Source organism: Streptomyces sp. NPDC007205, assembly GCF_040634095.1.
Classification (GTDB): Bacteria; Actinomycetota; Actinomycetes; order Streptomycetales; family Streptomycetaceae; genus Streptomyces.
In genome coordinates this window covers 11,040-31,018 of sequence record NZ_JBEYEW010000034.1, presented here as the reverse complement: position 1 = coordinate 31,018, position 19,979 = coordinate 11,040, and the positions used below count along the sequence as shown (strand labels likewise).

16 protein-coding genes and 2 pseudogenes are annotated in these 19,979 nt (G+C 71.6%); 9 read left to right on the top strand and 9 right to left on the bottom strand.

Going from position 1 to position 19,979, the window contains the following annotated elements; genetic code table 11:
* Positions 1-66: 66 nt before the first annotated feature.
* From ABZ624_RS34580 to rsmI, 3 genes are all read right to left on the bottom strand, one after another.
* Positions 67-963 (bottom strand): TatD family hydrolase, encoded by an 897-nt coding sequence (locus ABZ624_RS34580; protein ID WP_360098168.1) that lies wholly within the window; start codon positions 961-963, stop codon positions 67-69.
* 47 nt (positions 964-1,010) lie between these two features.
* Positions 1,011-1,412 carry a hypothetical protein gene (locus ABZ624_RS34575; protein ID WP_360098166.1) on the bottom strand — a complete coding sequence of 134 codons (402 nt, stop codon included), beginning with the start codon at positions 1,410-1,412 and terminating at the stop codon, positions 1,011-1,013.
* A 326-nt stretch (positions 1,413-1,738) separates the two neighbouring features.
* Positions 1,739-2,587 (bottom strand): 16S rRNA (cytidine(1402)-2'-O)-methyltransferase, encoded by an 849-nt coding sequence (gene rsmI, locus ABZ624_RS34570; protein ID WP_360098164.1) that lies wholly within the window; start codon positions 2,585-2,587, stop codon positions 1,739-1,741.
* A 98-nt stretch (positions 2,588-2,685) separates the two neighbouring features.
* On the opposite strand from rsmI, the gene ABZ624_RS34565 reads away from it, so the two are divergent.
* Both ABZ624_RS34565 and ABZ624_RS34560 read left to right on the top strand, forming a co-directional pair.
* Positions 2,686-4,434 (top strand): phospholipid carrier-dependent glycosyltransferase, encoded by a 1,749-nt coding sequence (locus ABZ624_RS34565; protein WP_360098162.1) that lies wholly within the window; start codon positions 2,686-2,688, stop codon positions 4,432-4,434.
* Between the two features lie 163 nt (positions 4,435-4,597).
* Positions 4,598-6,268 carry a penicillin-binding transpeptidase domain-containing protein gene (locus ABZ624_RS34560; RefSeq protein ID WP_360098160.1) on the top strand — a complete coding sequence of 557 codons (1,671 nt, stop codon included), beginning with the start codon at positions 4,598-4,600 and terminating at the stop codon, positions 6,266-6,268.
* On the opposite strand, the gene ABZ624_RS34555 is transcribed toward ABZ624_RS34560, so the two are convergent.
* On the bottom strand, positions 6,269-6,607 hold the full coding sequence (locus ABZ624_RS34555; protein ID WP_360098158.1) for an SsgA family sporulation/cell division regulator: 339 nt from the start codon (positions 6,605-6,607) through the stop codon (positions 6,269-6,271). It lies immediately after the preceding gene.
* Positions 6,608-6,777: 170 nt separating this feature from the next.
* On the opposite strand from ABZ624_RS34555, the gene ABZ624_RS34550 reads away from it, so the two are divergent.
* The 5 genes and pseudogenes from ABZ624_RS34550 to ABZ624_RS34530 all read left to right on the top strand — a co-directional run bounded on the left by ABZ624_RS34550 (position 6,778) and on the right by ABZ624_RS34530 (position 10,816).
* Entirely contained in the window at positions 6,778-7,821 is a 1,044-nt protein-coding gene (locus ABZ624_RS34550) for an energy-coupling factor ABC transporter permease (RefSeq protein WP_360098156.1), read from the top strand.
* A 1-nt stretch (position 7,822) separates the two neighbouring features.
* Entirely contained in the window at positions 7,823-8,584 is a 762-nt protein-coding gene (gene cbiQ, locus ABZ624_RS34545; protein WP_360098154.1) for a cobalt ECF transporter T component CbiQ, read from the top strand.
* On the top strand, positions 8,572-9,333 hold the full coding sequence (locus ABZ624_RS34540) for an ABC transporter ATP-binding protein (RefSeq protein WP_360098152.1): 762 nt from the start codon (positions 8,572-8,574) through the stop codon (positions 9,331-9,333). The genes cbiQ and ABZ624_RS34540 overlap by 13 nt, the downstream gene beginning before the upstream one ends.
* Positions 9,330-9,449 (top strand): annotated as a pseudogene (locus ABZ624_RS34535) (MarR family transcriptional regulator); the annotation flags it as partial. The gene ABZ624_RS34540 and the pseudogene ABZ624_RS34535, both read left to right, overlap by 4 nt.
* 206 nt (positions 9,450-9,655) lie before the next feature.
* Positions 9,656-10,816: a serine hydrolase domain-containing protein gene (locus ABZ624_RS34530; protein ID WP_360098150.1), complete on the top strand. Its 1,161-nt coding sequence runs from the start codon at positions 9,656-9,658 to the stop codon at positions 10,814-10,816.
* Between the two features lie 34 nt (positions 10,817-10,850).
* Here ABZ624_RS34530 and ABZ624_RS34525 read toward each other — a convergent pair whose 3' ends face one another.
* The 3 genes and pseudogenes from ABZ624_RS34525 to ABZ624_RS34515 form a co-directional block, all read right to left on the bottom strand.
* Positions 10,851-11,126 carry a DUF1876 domain-containing protein gene (locus ABZ624_RS34525; RefSeq protein ID WP_360098148.1) on the bottom strand — a complete coding sequence of 92 codons (276 nt, stop codon included), beginning with the start codon at positions 11,124-11,126 and terminating at the stop codon, positions 10,851-10,853.
* 64 nt (positions 11,127-11,190) lie between these two features.
* Complete coding sequence (locus ABZ624_RS34520; protein ID WP_360098146.1) at positions 11,191-12,102, bottom strand: NAD(P)-dependent oxidoreductase; 912 nt, start codon at positions 12,100-12,102, stop codon at positions 11,191-11,193.
* A 58-nt stretch (positions 12,103-12,160) separates the two neighbouring features.
* A pseudogene (locus tag ABZ624_RS34515) lies at positions 12,161-12,345 on the bottom strand (EamA family transporter); the annotation flags it as partial.
* Positions 12,346-12,503: 158 nt separating this feature from the next.
* Between ABZ624_RS34515 and ABZ624_RS34510 the strand changes: the two are divergent.
* A complete protein-coding gene (locus ABZ624_RS34510) occupies positions 12,504-13,019 on the top strand; it encodes a hypothetical protein (RefSeq protein WP_360098144.1) in 516 nt (171 codons plus the stop codon).
* Positions 13,020-13,118: 99 nt separating this feature from the next.
* Here ABZ624_RS34510 and ABZ624_RS34505 read toward each other — a convergent pair whose 3' ends face one another.
* Both ABZ624_RS34505 and ABZ624_RS34500 read right to left on the bottom strand, forming a co-directional pair.
* Positions 13,119-15,323 (bottom strand): MMPL family transporter, encoded by a 2,205-nt coding sequence (locus ABZ624_RS34505; protein WP_360098142.1) that lies wholly within the window; start codon positions 15,321-15,323, stop codon positions 13,119-13,121.
* A gap of 159 nt (positions 15,324-15,482) precedes the next feature.
* Entirely contained in the window at positions 15,483-16,127 is a 645-nt protein-coding gene (locus ABZ624_RS34500; RefSeq protein ID WP_360098140.1) for a TetR/AcrR family transcriptional regulator, read from the bottom strand.
* Between the two features lie 153 nt (positions 16,128-16,280).
* Between ABZ624_RS34500 and ABZ624_RS34495 the strand changes: the two genes are divergently transcribed.
* Positions 16,281-19,850 carry a S41 family peptidase gene (locus ABZ624_RS34495; protein WP_360098138.1) on the top strand — a complete coding sequence of 1,190 codons (3,570 nt, stop codon included), beginning with the start codon at positions 16,281-16,283 and terminating at the stop codon, positions 19,848-19,850.
* Positions 19,851-19,979 lie beyond the last annotated feature (129 nt).

Sequence of the window (19,979 nt, the reverse complement as noted above, 5' to 3'; positions counted from 1 at the left end):
TGTTGCCCGCCGAGTGTGTGCTCGCCCCCCGGACACGGAGGCGCGGCTCGCCGCTCGAACAGGGGCTCAGTAGCCGAAGGCGCGAGCGGTGTTGGCGGCGAGGGCCGTCGCGAGCGCGTCCTCGTCAATGCCGCGCACGGCGGCCATCGCGCGGACCGTGACCGGGACGAGGTACGGGGCGTTGGGCCGGCCCCGGTACGGCGCCGGGGTCAGGAAGGGCGCGTCGGTCTCCACTAGGACCAGCTCCAGCGGGGCGGCGGCGAGGGCGTCCCGGAGGTTCTGGGCGTTCTTGAAGGTGACGTTGCCGGCGAAGGACATGAAGTAGCCCTCGCCGGCGCAGATCTCCGCCATCTCGGCGTCGCCGGAGTAGCAGTGGAAGACGGTGCGCTCGGGGGCGCCCTCCTCCTTCAGCACGCGCAGGACGTCGGCGTGCGCCTCCCGGTCGTGGATGACGAGCGCCTTGCCGTGCCGCTTGGCGATCTCGATGTGGGCGCGGAAGGACCGCTCCTGGGCCGCCTTGCCCTCCGGGCCGGTGCGGAAGTAGTCGAGCCCGGTCTCGCCCACGCCCTTGACCTGGGGGAGTCCGGCGAGCCGGTCGATCTCGGCGAGGGCCTCGTCCAGCGCCGCGTCACCGCCCGGCTCGCGGGCGCTCTGCCGGGACCAGCCGTCGGGGTCTCCGTGGACGATGCGCGGGGCCTCGTTGGGGTGGAGGGCGACGGCGGCGTGGACGCCGTCGTGGGCGGCGGCGATCTCGGCGGCCCACTGCGAGCCCTTGATGTCGCAGCCGACCTGGACGACCGTCGTCACCCCCACCGACGCGGCCTTCGCGAGGCCCTCCTCGACCGTGCCGGACTGCATGTCGAGGTGGGTGTGGGAGTCGGCGACCGGAACCCGCAGCGGCGCGGGAAGCGGCGGCGCGGCGTTCTTGTCGGCCTTGGCGTTCTGGCCGGCGTTCGAAGGCATGCCCCGATCCTACGAAAGGGGCATGCCTGCGGCGGCCGGCGAGCCGCTCAGCTCGCCTTGCGCTGGAACGGGTGCAGGAGATCGGACAGGTGCCAGTGGTGCGGTTCCTTGTCCTGCGCGGGCGCCTCCGACGCCTCGACCGGACCCGCCTGCGGCGCGCCGTGGTGCCGCTCCGCGGCGCCGCGCACCGACGAGACCTGCCCGGCGCGCATGATCCGCACGACGTGGCCGTCGCAGTTGTGGCAGCTGGGCCGGCTCAGCGGCGACGGCACGACATGGCCGTCGGCCACGTAGAGCACGAACTCCTGCCCGTCGGCGTCCGTGTGGTGCTCTATCTCGTACGACTGCTCCCAGCCGTGCCCGCATCGCATGCAGGCGAAGGAATACGACTCGTGAACGACGGCTGTGGCCGTACCGCGGAGGCCGGAGTGCCCTGCGATCTCACTCATGCCAGCTCCTCTTGATCCGCTGGACAGGCGCCCCGCAACGGGGCGCCTCTTCAACCAGTGGACTCTTCCGCCGCCGCGAATGCAGCAGGGCTGTCGAGTGTTGGAGGCGATTTGGCAGTTCCTTGCAGAAACCGCCCTCTCCCACCCCACTGAGCTTTGCTTTCGGCGACAGCCTTTTGCCCTCCCATGGCCCAGCCGCTCACCCGAGAACAGCCCTGCTCAGAGGCGGTTCGTGCAGCGCTCCGAAAGGGGCGCGGGCAACCAGCGACGACCGGCAGCCGGCGACAAAACCGAAACCCGGCAGTCGCTACCCGAACAAACGCCCCTCATTCACCGGCACGCTTGGCGGCAACAACCGCATCGAAAACGACCCTCTTCGGCACCCCCGCCTCGACCGCGACCGCCGCAATCGCCTCCTTGCGCCGCTCCCCGGCCTCCTCCCGCACCCGCACCCGGCGCACCAGTTCCTCCGCGCCGAGCTCCTCCGGCCCGGCCTCGGGGGCTCCCTCGACGACGACGGTGATCTCCCCGCGGACGCCCTCCGCGGCCCACCGCGCCAGCTCCGCCAGCGGGCCGCGCCGCACCTCCTCGTACGTCTTGGTCAGCTCCCGGCACACGGCGGCCCGCCGCTCGGCGCCGAAGACCTCGGCCATCGCGGCGAGGGTGTCGTCGAGCCGGTGGGGGGCCTCGAAGTAGACGAGGGTGCGCCGCTCGCCCGCGGCCTCCCGCAGCCGGGACAGCCGCTCGCCCGCCTTGCGCGGCAGGAAGCCCTCGAAGCAGAACCGGTCGACGGGCAGCCCGGACAGCGCGAGCGCGGTGAGCACGGCGGACGGCCCCGGCACGGCGGTGACCCGGATGTCCTTCTCCACGGCGGCCGCGACCAGCCGGTAGCCCGGGTCGGAGACCGACGGCATCCCGGCGTCGGTCACGAGCAGCACGCGCGCGCCGCCGAGCAGCTCCTCGACCAGTTCCGGTGTGCGGGCGGACTCGTTGCCCTCGAAGTACGAGACGACGCGGCCCTTCGGCGTGATGCCGAGGGCCTGGGTGAGCCGGCGCAGCCGCCGGGTGTCCTCGGCCGCGACGACGTCGGCGCCGGCCAGCTCGTCGGCCAGCCGGGGCGGCGCGTCCGCGATGTCGCCGATGGGGGTACCTGCGAGGACAAGGGTTCCAGTCACACGACCATCCTCCCAGGAACCACTGACAGTCCCCCCGAAAGCCGGCCGGTACCGCCCATGCACGGGACTCGCACAGAACCGTTCCCTACGATGGCGCGGTGACCAGTACCGCGTCCTCCATGGACCTCCGGCAGGGCCAGGCGCCGCACGACCAGCGGCCGTCGTGGCAGCGGCGGCTGCGCCGATTCGGGTACGTACCGGCGGGGGAGGCGCCCTCGGGCGACGTACGGGACCGGCTGGTGCCCCCGTACGCGGAGCCGAGCCCCCGGCTGTGGCAGGTGCTCGGCGTGCCGCCGGTCCTCGCCGAGCGGATCACGCGCTGGTCGGGCTGGGGCGGTCCGCTGCTGGTGACGCTGATGGCGGGCCTGATGCGGTTCTGGAACCTGGGCAGCCCGCGCGCGGTGATATTCGACGAGACGTACTACGCCAAGGACGCCTGGGCGCTCGTCCACCGCGGCTACGAGGTCAACTGGGACAAGAACGCCAACGACCTGGTGCTGCAGACGCACGGCCACCTGGCGATCCCGACGGACGCGGCATACGTCGTGCATCCGCCGGTCGGCAAGTACGTCATCGGGCTCGGCGAGCTGATGTTCGGGTTCGACCCGTTCGGCTGGCGGTTCATGACCGCGCTGCTGGGCACCCTCTCCGTCCTGCTGCTGTGCCGGATCGGGCGCCGGATGTTCCGCTCGACGTTCCTCGGCTGCCTGGCGGGCGCGCTGATGGCGGTGGACGGTCTGCACTTCGTGATGAGCCGGACCTCGCTGCTCGACGGCGTGCTGATGTTCTTCGTGGTGGCCGCGTTCGGCTGCCTGATCCTCGACCGGGACCGGTCGCGGGAGAGGCTGGCCGCCGCGCTGCCCGCCGGCCCGGACGGCCGGGTCCGCCCGCACGCGCGCGTGGCCGACACGTTCCGTTTCGGTCTGCGCCCCTGGCGCTGGGCGGCCGGGCTGATGCTGGGCCTGGCCATCGGTACGAAGTGGAACGGTCTGTACATCCTGGCGGCGTTCTGCGTCATGGCGGTGCTGTGGGACGTCGGCGCCCGCAGGACCGCCGGTGCGCGGCACCCGTACGCGGCGGCCCTGAAGTACGACACGGGCATCGCCTTCCTGGCGACGGTTCCGGTGGCGATCGTCGTCTACCTGGCCTCCTGGACCGGCTGGATCCTCTCCCCCACGGACGGCACCGGCGGCTACTTCCGCAACTGGGCGGCCACCGACGGCAAGGGCGGCAGCTGGAGCTTCCTGCCGGACTGGCTGCGCAGCCTGTGGCACTACGAGCACGAGGTGTACAAGTTCCACGTCGGCCTGACGTCCCCGCACACCTACCAGTCCAACCCGTGGAGCTGGATCGTGCTGGGCCGCCCGGTGTCGTACTTCTACGAGTCGCCGAATCCCGGCGCGGACGGCTGCCCGGCGGACGCCGGCCAGAAGTGCGCGCGTGAGGTGCTGGCGATCGGCACACCGCTGCTGTGGTGGGCGGCCTGTTTCGCGATCCTGTACGTGCTGTGGCGCTGGGCGTTCCGCCGCGACTGGCGTGCCGGTGCCATCGCGTGCGGGATCGCGGCCGGCTACCTGCCCTGGTTCCTGTACCAGGAGCGGACGATCTTCCTGTTCTACGCGGTCGTCTTCGTGCCGTTCCTGTGCCTGGCGGTGGCGATGCTGACCGGCGCGATCGTCGGCCCGCCGGGCTCCTCCGACACCCGCCGGGTGATCGGCGCGTCGGCGGCCGGCGTACTGGTGCTGCTGATCGCCTGGAACTTCATCTACTTCTGGCCGCTCTACACCGGCACCGCCATCCCGATCGACCAGTGGCGGTCGCGGATGTGGCTGGACACCTGGGTGTGATGCGTGGCCGGCCGCTCACGGGTGCCGCAGTCGGATTGTCGCAAGCCTGCTACGGATCGGCCGCCGACATCACCCTCTGAGGCGGGGACTTTAAGGTGAGTGCCGTCGTTGGGGAGTGTGAGGGCTACGGGGAGCCTGGGGAACAGACGGAGGATCTGAGGCTGTGGGCAAGAGAAGGCGCGTCGCCGAGCGACGGAAGACGACCAGTCCCGCCGTGCTCGGCGGGATGATCGCGCTGGTCGTCGGCGGCGCCGGGTTCGGTGTCTACGCGGTGTACGACGGCGGTGCCGCGGCCGACGAGCGCCCGTCCGCCACGGCCGGCCACAAGGCGGTCCCGACCGGCCCGCTCAGCGCCGCCGAGGTCCGCACGGCCTCCACCCGCTTCCTCACCGCGTGGCAGCAGGGCAGACCCGCCGAGGCGGCCGCCGCCACCGACGACGCCTCCGCCGCCGCCAGGCTGCTCACCGGCTACGCCAAGGACGCGCATCTGAAGGACGTCAGGCTGACGCCGGGCGCGGCCAAGGGCGCCGAGGTGCCGTTCTCCGTCAAGGCGACGGTGTCGTACAAGAACCTGAGCAAGCCGCTGGCGTACCGGAGTGCGTTCACCGTGGTGCGGCGGGCGAGCGACGGCAAGCCGCTGGTCGACTGGCACTCCTCGGTCGTGCATCCGGATCTGAAGGACGGCGACAGCCTCGTCACCGGTGAGTCCGGCACCCCGCCGATCAAGGCGCTGGACCGTGCCGGCGGCGAGCTGACGGCCGCCACGTACCCGTCGCTGGGCACGGTGCTGGACGGGCTGCGGGAGAAGTACGGCAAGACGGCGGGCGGCAAGGCGGGCGTGGAGCTGCGCGTGGTGCGCGGCAAGGCGTCGCAGAAGGCCGAGCTGTCCGACAAGACGCTCGTGGAGCTGAGCAAGGGCACCCCGGGCACGGTGAGGACGACGCTGAGCCCGGCCCTGCAGGCGGCGGCCGAGCAGCAGGTCGGCAAGCGGGCGCGGGCGTCCGTGGTCGTCGTACGGCCCTCGACCGGGGAGATCCTGGCGGTCGCCAACAGCGGGCGCGGCTTCAATGTCGCCTTCCAGGGCTCCCTCGCGCCCGGCTCCACGATGAAGATCGTGACGTCGACGATGCTCTTCGAGAAGAAGCTCATCACCCCGGGCGCATCGCACCCGTGCCCCAAGACGTACAAGCTGGCCGGCTGGACGTTCCACAACGACGACGACTCCGAGATCAAGAAGGGCACGTTCAAGCAGAGCTTCGGTGCCTCCTGCAACAACGCCTTCATCGACTTCGCGCCGAAGCTGTCGAACAGCGACCTGACGAAGGAGGCCCAGCAGGTCTACGGCCTCGGTATGGACAACTGGGCCATCGGCGTCCCGTCGTTCGACGGCTCGGTCCCGGTGCAGAGCGGTGCGCAGATGGGCGCCTCGCTGATCGGTCAGGGCGGGGTGCGCATGAACCCGCTGAACATGGCGTCCGTGGCGGCGACGGTCGAGTCGGGTGTCTTCCACCAGCCGTACCTGGTGGCCCCCGAGGTGGACCACCGCACGCTGGCGAAGGCCGCGCGCACCATGTCGTCGGCGACGCAGTCCCAGCTGAAGGACGTCATGCGGTTCACCGCGGACTACGGCACGGCGGCCAAGGCGATGGCGGGGATGAGCGGGGACTACGGCGCGAAGACGGGCTCCGCCGAGGTCGACGGGCAGAAGAAGCCGAACGGCTGGTTCACCGCCTTCAAGGGCGACCTCGCCGCCGCGGGCGTGGTCCAGGCGGGCGGCCACGGCGGCGACACGGCCGGGCCGATCGTGGCGGCCCTGCTGAAGACGGGCGGCTGATCAGGTCCGTACGGGCTCGGCGGTGTAGGTGCGGCGCAGAAATCTGACCAGCGCCTTCGAGTCGAACTGGACCACCTCGACACCGTTGTCGGAGTGGAACTCGACGACGGCCTGAACCCGCCCGCACGGCCACACCCGCACCGCGCCGCTCTCGGCCGGTACCCGCAGCCCCCGTTCCAGCAGTGCGCGGGAGAAGGTCCACTCGTGCGGACCCGGCAGGCCGACCCGGACCGAGCGGGGATCGCTGTCGGGGTCGTACCGCAGCATCACCGGTACGGCCCCCGGGTCCTCCTCGTCCGTGACGATATGGGCGCGCGCGTACTGCTCGACCACAGACATCGTACCGCCCTTTCACGCTGAGTGACCTAAGTGAAAGATGTCCATCCGCTTTCTCTCCAATGTCGCACACTTTCCGGTTCCCGCCCGCTGGAGCGGGCCGTCCTGCGGGACCGGATGCACGACTGGCTGGCTCTTGCAAAGAGTTCGCAACAACACCCTAAAATCATCCGGTGCACGTACCTGACGGATTCATCGACGCCCCCACCTCCGCCGTCACCGGGGTGGTGGCCGCCGGCGCCCTCGCGGTGAGCCTGCGCGGCGCCCGCCGCGAACTCGACGAGAAGACGGCCCCGCTGGCCGGCCTGGTGGCGGCGTTCATCTTCGCCGTACAGATGCTCAACTTCCCCGTCGCGGCCGGAACAAGCGGCCATCTGCTGGGCGGAGCGCTCGCCGCGATCCTGGTCGGCCCGTACACGGGCGTGCTCTGCGTGTCCGTGGTGCTGCTCATGCAGGGTGTGCTGTTCGCGGACGGCGGGCTCACCGCGCTCGGCGTGAACATCACCGACATGGCGATCACCACGACGGTCGTCTCGTACGCCGTCTTCCGCGCGCTGCTCGCCGTCCTGCCCCGCCAACGGCGCTCGGTGACCGTCGCCTCCTTCGTCGCCGCGCTGGTGTCCGTGCCGGCCGCCGCGGTCGTCTTCACGCTCCTGTACGCGGTCGGCGGGACGACCGACGTCTCCCTCGGCAAGGTCGCGACCGCGATGGTCGACGTCCACGTCCTGATCGGCGTCGGCGAGGCCGTCATCACCGCGCTCACGGTGAGCGCGGTGATCGCGGTGCGCCCGGATCTGGTGCACGGCGCGCGCGGCCTGCACCAGCGGCTCAAGCTGCGCGTCGACGGCGCGCTGGTGGACGCCCCGGCTCCCACGGCGCCCGTGGCGGCGCGCACCTCGCGGCGCGCGCTGTGGGCGACGGGCCTGGTCACCTCGCTGGTGCTCGCCGGGTTCGTGAGCTTCTACGCCTCCGCCGACCCCGACGGCCTGGAGAAGGTCGCGCACGACAAGGGGATCGACAAGAAGGAGGAGAAACACGCCTCCGCCGACTCCCCGCTCGCCGGCTACGGCGTCACAAACGTCTCCGACGCCCGGCTGTCCGGCGGCCTCGCGGGCGTGATCGGCGTCGGTGTCACGGTCGTGGCGGGCAGCGCGGTGTTCTGGGCGCTGCGCCGGCGCCGGGCCGAGGACGTCTCCCCCGTCGACACGGGACTGTGAGATGGGGGCCGGGCACGCGCACAGGCTGTACCGGCACGGGCACTCGCCCGTGCACGGCCTGCCGCCGCACACCAAGCTCGCCGCCGCCTTCCTGTTCGTGGTGGTGGTCGTGTCCACCCCGCGCGAGGCGATGTGGGCGTTCGCGGGGTACGCCGTCCTGCTCGCGTGCGTCGCGCACCACGCGCGCGTACCCGCCGTCTTCCTGCTCAAGCGGCTGCTGATCGAGGTGCCGTTCGTGGCGTTCGCGGTGCTCATGCCGTTCGTGGCGGAGGGAGAGCGGCTGCATGTGCTGGGGCTCTCGCTGAGCGTGAACGGTGTGTGGGGTGCCTGGAACGTGCTCGCCAAGGGCACGCTCGGCGTCGCCGCCTCCCTCCTGCTGGCCGCCACCACCGAGCTGCGCGAACTGCTGCTGGGCCTGCAGCGGCTGAAGCTTCCGCCCCTGCTGGTCCAGATCGCCTCCTTCATGATCCGCTACGGCGACGTCATCACCGACGAGATGCGCAGGATGCGGATCGCCCGTGAGTCGCGCGGCTTCGAGGCCAGGGGCGTACGGCACTGGGGCGTGCTCGCCAAGTCCGCCGGCGCGCTGTTCATCCGCTCCTACGAGCGCGGGGAGCGCGTGCACCTGGCCATGGTGAGCCGCGGATATGCCGGTTCCATGCCGGTCATCGACGAGGTGACCGCGTCCGGCGCGCAGTGGCGGCACGCTCTCGCACTGCCCTGCGCCGCCCTTGTCGTCTGTCTGCTGGGATGGATCCTGTGAGTACTGCTTCCCTGGAGGTCTCCGGCCTCGCCTTCGCCTATCCCGACGGCCACCAGGCCCTGTTCGGCGTCGGCTTCACGATCGCCCGCGGGGAACGGGTCGCGCTGCTCGGCCCGAACGGCGCCGGCAAGACCACCCTGGTGCTGCATCTCAACGGCATCCTGGGCGGCGGCACCGGCACGGTGACGGTGGCCGGGCTGCCTGTCGGCAGGCAGCACATGGCCGCGATCCGGCAGAAGGTCGGCATCGTCTTCCAGGACCCGGACGACCAGTTGTTCATGCCGACCGTGCGGGAGGACGTGGCGTTCGGGCCGGCCGCCGCCGGGATCAAGGGGGCCGCGCTTCAGGAGCGGGTGCGCAGCGCCCTGGAGCGGGTCGGCATGCAGGACTTCGCCGACCGTCCGCCGCACCACCTGTCCTTCGGCCAGCGCCGGCGGGTCGCCGTGGCCACCGTGCTCGCCATGGAGCCGGAGATCCTCGTCCTCGACGAGCCGTCCTCCAACCTCGACCCGGCCTCCCGCCGCGAACTCGCCGACATCCTGCGCTCCCTGGACGTCACCGTCCTCATGGTCACCCACGACCTCCCGTACGCCCTGGAGCTGTGCCCGCGCTCGCTCATCCTCAGCGACGGCGTGATCGCGGCCGACGGCCCGACCGCCGGGCTGCTCTCCGACGACGAGCTGATGCGCGCGCACCGTCTGGAGCTGCCGTTCGGGTTCGACCCGACGTCCGTGACCAGGGGCGCGTGACGAACGAGGACCATGCCGTCGAGGGCTCGCTGCTGCTGGACGACCAGCTGTGCTTCGCGCTGTACGCCGCGCAGCGCGCCGTCACCGCCGCATACCGTCCACTTCTGGACGACCTCGCGTCTCCCTGCCGGTCCTGGACCCGGACCCGGCGGCCCGGCCGGCGGACGCGGCGCACGCGGTCTGCCGTACTCCCAGGCGACGCGCGGCAACGTCGATGTAACGATCCTGCTGGGCTGATCCCACCGAGGAATCACAGGCACACAGGCCGCGTTGCACTCACTGTCGCAGGCCAGTTGGGGCAGTGATCGAAAGGACGGCGGGCGTGGACGTGAACGGCGCAGTGGCCGAGGGCTTCGAGCCGGTCAGGGAGGCGTTCGCAGCGAACTTCGCGCTGCTCGGGGAACGCGGTGCGGCCGTCGCCGTGTACCGCGACGGGCGCAGGGTCGTCGACCTGTGGGCCGGCACCAGGGATGTGGACGGCGCGGCTCCCTGGGAGCGCGGCACCGCGCAGATCGTGCGCTCCGCCACCAAGGGTGTCGCCGCCGCCGCGCTGCTGCTCCTGCACCAGCGCGGCGAGCTGGACCTGGACGCCCCGGTCGGCGCGTACTGGCCCGAGTACAAGGCGGCCGGCAAGGAGCACACCCTCGTCCGGCACCTGCTCGCGCACCGCGCGGGGGTGCCCGTGCTGGACCGCCCGCTGACCCCCGCCGAGGCCGCCGATCCCGACCTGGGCGCCGCGGCGGTCGCCGCGCAGGCTCCGGTGTGGGAGCCGGGCACGGACCACGGCTACCACGCCCAGACCTACAGCTGGCTCACCGGCGAACTGATCCGGCGGGTCACCGGCCGCCCGGCCGGCGCGTGGATCGCGCAGGAGATCGCCGGCCCCGTCGGCGCGGACCTCTGGCTCGGCCTGCCGGAGTCCGAGCACGCGCGCGTGGGGCGCGTCGGCCCGGTCGGGGCGCCCGAGGCCGCGGGCGCCCTGAAGACCCGCCCCAAGCGGGCGATGGCCGAGGCCTACGCCGACCCGGACTCGCTGACCCGCCGCGCGTTCGCCGCGATCACCCCGCTGCCCGACGAGAACGACGCCGCCTACCGCACGGCCGCCCTGCCCGCCTCCAACGGCATCGCCACCGCCGACGGGCTGGCCCGCTTCTACGCCTCACTCATCGGCGAGGTCGACGGCGGCACCCGGCTGTTCACCCCTGAGACGGGCGAACTGGCCCGCACCGAGCAGTCCGCCGGACCGGACCGGGTCCTGGTGGTCGGCACCCGGTTCGGCCTCGGCTACATGCTGCACGGCGCCGCGTCCCCGCTGCTCTCCCCCGGCTCTTTCGGTCACCCGGGCCGGGGCGGCGCCCTGGCCTTCGCCGACCCGGAGACCGGCATCGCCTTCGGCTATGTCACCAACGGCTTCAGGAAGAGCGTGACGGCGGACCCGCGGGCGCAGGCGCTGGTACGGGCGGTCCGCGCGGCGCTCGGGTAGGGCCGCCGAACCCACGGCGTCAGGTACGGCGCTCTCACACGTTGATCGTGTGCGAGGTCCGTCCGGACTCCGCGTCGATCTCGTCGTGCGCCTTGGTCAGCAGTTGCATGGCCAGTTCGTTGAGGGCACGCGCGCCGGCGATCTCCTCGCCGACCCTGGGCTGGTTGGAGTCGACGCGGTGCCGGGTGGCGTGGCCGTGTGCCCGTACCTCCGTACCGTCGGGCAAGCGCACCAGGGCCACCGCCCTGGTGTGCTGATCGTCCTCCATGAACTCCAGCTCGACATGCCATCCGACAGCTGTGCGCATCATGACGATCACCTCCGGGAACAGCTGATTCCAGCTGTTTCCAGGGTGCTCCCGCGGGCGGGGAACGTCACCTCGGCGGGACGGTCCCGCCGTCGTGTCCGGGCTCGTCGAAGCTGGCGAAGTACGCGGCGGCCATGTCCTCGTCCGCGTGGCCCAGGGCGGCGGCACGGGCGAACCGTTCCGCGGCCGCGGCGGCGACGTCCAGCCGTACGCCGGCGCGCTCGCCGGCCTGGACGATGAGACGGGCGTCCTTCTCGGCGGTGGCCACCGCGAACGACGGCGGGGACAGCGTGCCGTCGAGCACCAGCGCGGCCTTGGCCCGCAGATAGCTCATGTCGAGCGGGCCGCCCTCGATGAGGTCGAAGAAACCCTGCGGATCCACATCGAGGGCCTGCGAGAGGGCGAGGACCTCACCGGCGGCGGCGGTGGCGGCGAGCACCCAGCTGTTGGCGACCAGCTTCAGCCGGCTGGCGCTGCCGGCGCCGCCGTCGGCCCCCGTCCACATGGTCTTCGCGCCGACCGCGTCGAAGACCGGCGCGACCGTCTCGCGCCCCTCCTCGGGCCCGGCGGCCAGCACGGTCAGCCGGCCGGCCTCGGCGGGCTGCTTGGTACCGAGGACGGGTGCGTCGTAGAAGACGAGTCCGTGCTCGCGGGCGAAGGCGGCCAGGCCGCCGATCAGGTCGACGCCGACGGTGGTGCACTGCGCCCACACCGTGCCGGGCCGCAGGGCCGGCGCGGCCTCGCGCATGACGTCGAGGACGGTGTTGCCGTCGTACAGCATCGTCAGGACGACGTCGGCGCCGTCGACGGCCTCGGCGGGCGTGCCGGCGATCCGTGCGCCGTCGGCGGCGAGCCGCTCGGCCTTCTCGCGCGTGCGGTTCCACACGCGCACCTGCAGCCCCGCATGGCACAGGTTCCGGGCCATCGCAGCCCCCATGATGCCGGTGCCCAGCACACTGACGGTCGGCTTGTCGGTCATGGACGGCTCCCTGTCGTTCCTGTTGCTCCCGGATGCTTCTCACTACCGCTACGTCTACCCCGGCGCGCATCATCAGCCCGATGCCCACCACCAGCAGTCCGGCCGCCGCGGTTCTGGGTGCCCCGGACCGCTCCTCGAAGAACACCGCGCCGATCGCGGCGCCGACGATGACCGAGGACTCGCGCAGGGCGGCGATCGGCGCGAGTCGGCGCGGGTCTGGGCCCACAGGACCAGGGCGTATGCGGCGACCCTGCACAACACCACGAGCAACGAGTCGTTCCTGCACTACATCAGCTATTACGACTGGCTCGAGAAGGCCAACCGCGACCACGGCGTCTTCTCGTCCGAGGACGAGAAGATCGTCTGGACCGAGCGTATTCCGGCGAAGGAGAAGTAGCCCCGTGTCCCGAGTCCTCCCGGCGGGCCGGCTGCTGCGCTGGATGACGGCCGTCGCCGTGCCCGCGCTGCTGTCCCCCCTGGCCGGCTGCTCCTCCGCGTCCACCGCCGTCGAGGCGTGCATGGCGAAACAGGCGGACTCCGCCACGCCCGGGGAACTGGCCGGCACGTACGGGGGAGAAGGCGACGCCAAGGGCGCGACGATCACCCTCAGGGCGTCGGGCAGCAAACCGGGCGGCACGGTCACCGTCCACCACTGGCCGACCGGCGACTGGTACAAGAGAGAACTGGGCGCCACGTTCAACGGGTCGGGCAGCTGGTCCGTGCAGTCCGGTACGGGCTCCGAGGCACACGCGCGCGTGCAGCTCTCCTTCACCGAGCCGCGCACCTTCCTGAACGGCGACACCCTCGACAAGCTGTCGATCGCCATGGATTCCGAGCGGACGTACCTCTACGAGGACGACGACCCGGACGTGTGCCCGAAATTCCGGCTGCGGATGACCGGTTCGGGACGTTCATAGGCGGCACCCTTCCCCGGCATGAGGAGAACCAGCCGGTGAGGGCGGTCCCGTCCCCACGGAACCCTCACCGGCCGGTCGCCGCCGGCCGGAAGCGGTGCGTCAGACCCGTACCAGCTCCCGCTCCTCCTCCCCGGCGGACGGGGCGCGCAGGCCGTCGCCCTCGACGTCCACGTTCGGCAGCGCGCGGTCCAGCCACTTCGGCAGCCACCAGGCCCGCCTGCCGAGCAGCGCGAGCACCGCCGGGACGATGGCCATGCGGACGATGAACGCGTCGAAGAAGACGGCGATCGCGAGACCGAAGCCGATCATCTTGACCATCGACTCGGTGGAGCCGATGAAGCCGGAGAAGACGGCGATCATGATGACGGCGGCGGCCGTGACGACCCGCGCGCCGTGCCTGAAGCCGGTGACCACGGCCTGGCTGGGCGTCTCACCGTGGACGAACGCCTCCCGCATCCGGGTCACGAGGAAGACCTCGTAGTCCATCGCGAGGCCGAAGACGACACCCACCATGAAGATCGGCATCATCGACATGACCGGGCCGGTCTGCTCGACGTTCATCAGGCTGAACAGCCAGCCCCACTGGAAGACGGCGACGACCGCGCCGAGCGCCGCGAGCACGCTGAGCAGGAAGCCGAGCGCCGCCTTCAGCGGGACGAGGACCGAGCGGAACACCACGATCAGCAGCAGGAAGGCCAGGCCGACGACCAGGGCGAGGTACGGCAGGAGCGCGTCGTTCAGCTTCTGCGAGACGTCGATGTTCATCGCCGTGGAGCCGGTGACCAGCACCTTGGAGTCGGTCTGCTCGGCGATGTCCGCGCCCTTGCCGCGGATGGCGTGCACCAGGTCCTCGGTGGTGTGGGAGGACGGCTTGGACCCCGGTACGACGGTGATCGTCGCGGTGTCGCCGGCCTTGTTGGCCAGGGCCGGGGTGACCGTGACGACGTCCTTCAGGCCCTTGATCTCGTCGCCGACCTCGGTGAACGCCTTCTCGGGATGAGCGCTGTCCTTGGCGTCGACCACGACCGTCAGAGGCCCGTTGAAGCCCGGCCCGAAGCCCTCGGAGAGCAGGTCGTAGGCGCGGCGCTGGGTGGTGGAGGCGGGCTGGGAACCGTCGTCGGGCAGGCCCAGCTCCAGGGAGGCGGCCGGGATCGCCGCCGCGCCGAGGCCGAGCACGCCGAGCAGCAGGACGGCCACCGGACGCCGTACGACGAAGCTCGCCCAGCGGGTGCCCATGTTGGGCCGGCCGGGCTTCTTCGGCGTACGGCCGCCGCCGAGCAGCTTGCTCTTCGCACCCGTCGGCTTGATCCTGCGGCCCGCGTAGCCCAGCAGCGCCGGGATCATCGTCAGCGCGATGAGGACGGCGACGGCGACCGTGCCCGCCGCCGCGATGCCCATCTTGGTCAGCATCGGGATGTCGACGACCGACAGGCCGACCAGGGCGATGACGACGGTGAGGCCGGCGAAGACCACCGCCGAGCCCGCCGTGCCGACGGCGCGTCCGGCCGCCTCCTCGCGCTCGCGGCCCTCGGCCAGTTCGGCGCGGTAGCGGGAGACGATGAACAGGGCGTAGTCGATGCCGACGGCGAGGCCGATCATGGACGCCAGGGTGGAGGTCGTGGAGCCGAGATCCAGGGCGCCGGCTAGCGCGGTGATCGTGGAGACGCCGATGCCGACCCCGATGATCGCGGTGAGCAGCGGGAATCCGGCCGCGAGCAGCGAACCGAAGGTGATGACGAGGACGACGGCGGCGATGGCGATGCCGATGACCTCGCTGGATCCGGTCTTCGGGGCCGCGCTCAGCGCGTCACCGCCGATCTCGACGGTCAGCCCGGCGTCCCGCGCGTGCTGCGCGGCCTCCTTCAGGGCGTCCTTGGAGGAGTCCTCCAGTTCCATGCCGGAGACCTTGTACTTCACGGAGGCGTAGGCGATCGTGCCGTTCTTGCTGACGGCGTGCCCGGTGTAGGGGTCGGCGACGGAGGCGACCTCGGAGCCGCGCCCGAGCTCCTTCACCGTCTTCTCGACGGTCGCCTTGTGGTCGTGGTCGGTCATCTTCTCGCCGCCGGGCGCCTTGAAGACGACCCGTGCGGTGGCGCCGTCGGCGCTCATCCCGGGGAAGCGCTGTTCCAGCAGGTCGAAGGCCTTCTGTGCCTCGGTGCCGGGGACGGAGAAGGACGTGTTGCCGGCGGCCGGCGCGGATGCGGCGCCCACCCCGGCGAGGGTGAGCAGCGCGACCCATATGAGGGCGACGAAGTGGCGTCGCCGGAAGGCGAGCCGGCCGAGTTTGTAGAGGAACGTGGCCACGTGAGACGTACTCCCGGTCAGGTCGTGGGGTTCATCAGGGCAGGGGTGATCAGCCCGACGACGTGAGCGGTGACGTCAGGTGGTGGGCTTGCTGGGGAGAGGGTTCAGCTGGCGAGCAGCTGGTGATCAGGCAGTGATCAGGTAGAGATCAGGTAGAGATCAGGCGGTCGGGACGCCGAGGGCGGGGAGGACCACGGCGTCGATGTACGACAGGAGGAAGGACTGCGTCGGCGGCTGCTCGTCGATCATCGTGCGGGCGGCGAACCCGCCGATCATCATGTGCATCACATAGTGGATCGCGGGGTTGTCCGCACGGACCTCACCCCGGTCGATCGCCCGTTGCAGCACGCGACGGAACTCCGCCGTCTCCGGCTCGATGAGATGGTCCCGGAACGCCCGCAGGAGATCCGGGTTGCTGTGGACGGCCATGGCCAGTCCGCGCATCAGCGCGGAGTTCTGCTCCATCTCGCAGTCGTCCGAGGCCAGCGTGAGGGCGTGCAGATCGCCCCTGAGCGACCCGGTGTCGACCTCCCCGGCCCGGCCCGGCTTGTTGTGCCGCACCGCCTTCGCCACCAGCTCGGCCTTGCCGCCCCACTGGCGGTAGAGCGTGGCCTTGCTGGAGCGGGTGCGGGCGGCGACGGCGTCCATGGTGAGGGCGTCGTACCCGACCTCCCGGAGCAGGTCGAGCACGGCCTCGTACAACTCGGCCTCGCGCTCGGGCGTGATCCGGCTGCGACGCGCCGGTGCGGGCACCGGCTCCCCCGGAGCGGCTGACGCCGCGCCCTTGGATGCGACCTCGGTCATGCCACTCACCTTCCGCTCCGGTCCCTGCTGCTTCGTACACCATGAAGATACCCTGAGAGACTTCGAAACGAAACAGTTTCGTACGTGTGCTGGGTCACGGCCGTGAAGGACGCATAAGTTGCTGCGCCCCCGCGCGCGGAAAAGCATGGGGAGGTGAGCTATCTGCGCTTCCCCCACCTCAGCGGCGACCTCCTGTGCTTCGTGGCCGAGGACGACCTGTGGCTGGCCCCCCTCGACACCCCCGGCCGGGCCTGGCGGCTCACGGTGGACCGTACGAAGGACGGGCACCCGCGTTTCTCGCCCGACGGCCGCCACATCGCGTACACGTCCTGGCGCAGCCTCGTGCCCGAGATCCACCTCGTGAGCGTCGACGGCGGCCCCGCGCGGCAGCTGACGTACTGGGGCAGCACCGACACCCAGGTCTGCGGATGGACACCCCCCGACACGGAAGGCAACACCGACATCCTGGCCGTCGCCTCCCACGGCGAGCCCTTCTCCTACTTCACCTGGGCCTACAAGGTGTCCACCGACGGCGAACCGGGCCGCAAACTGCCCTGGGGCCCGGTCTCCGACATCCAGGTCGCCGACATCGACGGACAGCACAAGACCCTGCTGCTCACCGGCACCCCGCCGCACGAACCGGCCTCCTGGAAGCGCTACCGCGGCGGCGCCACCGGCCGACTCTGGCTGCACGGACAACGTCTCCTGCCCGACATCGGCGGCCATCTGGCCTGCCCCATGTTCGTCGCCGGCCGGATCGCCTTCCTCTCCGACCACGAGGGCGTCGGCAACCTCTACTCCTGCGCCCCCGACGGCACCGACCTGCGCCGCCACACCGACCACGACGCCTTCTACGCCCGGCACGCCTCCAGCGACGGCAGCCGCGTGGTCTACCAGTGCGCGGGCGACCTGTGGCTCGTGGCCGACTTCTCCCCGGACGCCGTACCCCGCAAGCTGGACATCCGCCTGAGCGGACCGGCCACCGGGCGCCGCCGCTACCAGGTGCCGGCCGCGCAGAACGTCGACGGCATCTCCGTGGACGACACCGGCCGGGCCAGCGCCGTCGTCGTACGCGGCAGCCTGTACTGGCTCACCCACCGCGACGGCCCCGCCCGTACGATCACCGACACACCCGGGGTGCGGGTGCGGCTGCCGGAGATGCTGGGCACGACCGGCCAGGTGGCCTATGTGACGGACGCCGAGGGCGAGGACGCCGTCGAGATCGCCCAGCTCCCCCGCGCGACCGGCGACCGCGCTCCCCGCCGGCTCGCCTCCGGCGCACTGGGCCGGGTCCTGGAAATGGTCTCCGACCCCCTGGGCGAACGGCTGGCGATCGCTTCGCATGACGGGCGGCTGCTGCTGATCGATGTGGGGGAGGAGGGCGGGGAGGCCGAGGGCGGCGAGGGCGCGGGCGGCGAGGCCGGGGGGAGGGAGGACGGGGGCGGGGAGGCCGAGGGCAAGGAGGCCGAGGACGGCGGTCAGGGCGCCGAAAGCAGCGACGGCGAGGGCACCGGGGCCGCAGCGAGTGCCGATGAACAGGGTTCCGGAACCGGACCGGGCACCGGCACCGCAGCAGACACCGGCGAACAAGGCACCGGCACCGCAGCAGACACCGGAACCGCTGCAGACACCGGCGAACAGGGCGACGTAAGCGCAGCCGCCGCCGGAGACCAGGGCACCGGACCCTCGCAATCCGCCGGAGGCCGGGTCACCGAGCTGATCCGTTCCGTCAACGGTCCCGTCCGCGACCTCGCCTTCTCGCCGGACGGCGCCTGGCTCGCCTGGTCCCACCCGGGCATCGGCCGCTCGCTGCGCCAGATCAAGCTGGCCCGCATCAAGGACCGGCTGGTCGTGGACGTGACCAACGGCCGTTTCGAGGACGAGAACCCCGTCTTCACCCGCGACGGCCGTTACCTCGCCTTCCTCTCCTGGCGCGGCTTCGACCCGGTCTACGACGTCCACACCGGCGACCTGTCCTTCCCGCTCGGCTGCCGCCCGTACCTCGTCCCGCTGAACTCGGCGACCCCCTCCCCCTTCGCCCTGAACCCCGAGGGCCGTCCGGCGGCCGGCGGGCTCGACCCGGTCGAGGACGAGGAGACGGGCGAGGCCGGCACGGTGACCGTGGAGGTGGAGGGCCTGGCGATGCGGGTCACGCCGTTCCCGGTCATCGCCTCCAAGTACTCCGCGCTGCACCCGGTCGCCGGCGGCGGCCTGGTCTGGCTGCGCTGGCCGATCTCCGGCGCGCTCGGCGAGACCTTCGCCAACCCCTCCGACATCAGCGGCCGCCCGACCCTGGAGTACTTCAACATCACCAAGGCGAAGAAGTCCGAACTGGTCGACCACCTGGACTGGTTCGCGGTCAGCGGCGACGGCACCCGCCTGGTCGTCGTCGACGAGGGCGACCTGCGCGCGGTCCCCTCCACGGAGCTGGGCGACAGCGACACGACCGTCTGGATCGACCTGCGGCGCCTCCTCCACGCGGTCGACCCGCCCGCCGAGTGGCGTCAGGCCTACGACGAGGCCGGACGGATCATCCGCGCCTACTTCTGGGACCCGGGCATGAGCGGCATCGACTGGGAGGCGGTGCTCGACCAGTACCGCCCCCTCGTCGAACGCGTCGCCTCCCCCGACGAGTTCGCCGATCTGCTGCGGGAGGTCCTCGGCGAACTGGGCACCTCGCACGCCTACGTCACCGCCGCCCGCCGCAACGAGGGCCCGCCCCACTACCAGCGCTGGCAGGGCCTCCTCGGCGCCAACTTCGCACACCGCGAGGAGGGCTGGATCGTCAGACGCATCCTGCCCGGCGACTCCTCCGACTCCAAGGCCCGCTCACCGCTGGCCGGCACGGGCATCCGCGAGGGTGCGGTCCTCACCCACGTCGACGGCCGCCCGGTGGACCCGGTGACAGGGCCGTATCCGCTCCTCGCCGGCTCCGGGGGTACGACCGTGGAGCTGACGTTCACCCCGCCGGAAGGACAGCCGGGCCGGGCCCGCCGGGTCGCGGTCGTCCCGCTGATCGACGAACGGCCGCTGCGCTACCAGGACTGGGTGGCCAAACGCCGGGACGTCGTCCGGGAGTTGAGCGGCGGCAAGTGCGGCTACCTGCACATCCCCGACATGGGCGGCTCCGGCTGGGCCCAGTTCAACCGCGACCTGCGCATGGAGGTGTCCCGGCCGGCCCTGATCGTGGACGTGCGCGGCAACGCGGGCGGGCACATCAGCGAACTCGTCATCGAGAAGCTGACCCGGACGATCCTGGGCTGGGACCTGACACGGGACGCGCAACCGGTGTCGTACACCTCGAACGCGCCGCGGGGTCCGGTCGTGGCCCTCGCCGACGAGGCGACCTCCTCCGACGGCGACATGATCACGGCCGCCTTCAAGCTGCTGAAGCTCGGCCCGGTGGTCGGGCAGCGCACCTGGGGCGGCGTGGTCGGCATGACCGGCCGCCACCGGCTGGGCGACGGCACGGTCATCACGGTGCCGATGAACGCGGCCTGGTTCGACGCCTACGGCTGGTCCGTGGAGAACCACGGCGTCGCTCCCGACCTGGAGATCCTGCGCACCCCCCTGGACTGGGCGGAGGGGCGCCACGCCCAACTCGACGACGCGGTCCAGCTCGCTCTGGAACTCCTGGAGTCCAACCCGGCGGCCATTCCCCCCGACTACAGCGAGGTCCCCGACCGGTCCCGGCCCAAGCTCCCCCCACGCTTCAAGCCATGAAGGGGCGCGGGGGGAGTTTGGGGCGTGTGGAGGGAGCTTGGGCGTGGAGGGAGCTTGGGCGTGGAGGGAGCTTGGGCGTTGGGGGAGATGCGCAAAGCGCAGGGCGCCCTCCGTGAAGAAGGGCGCCCC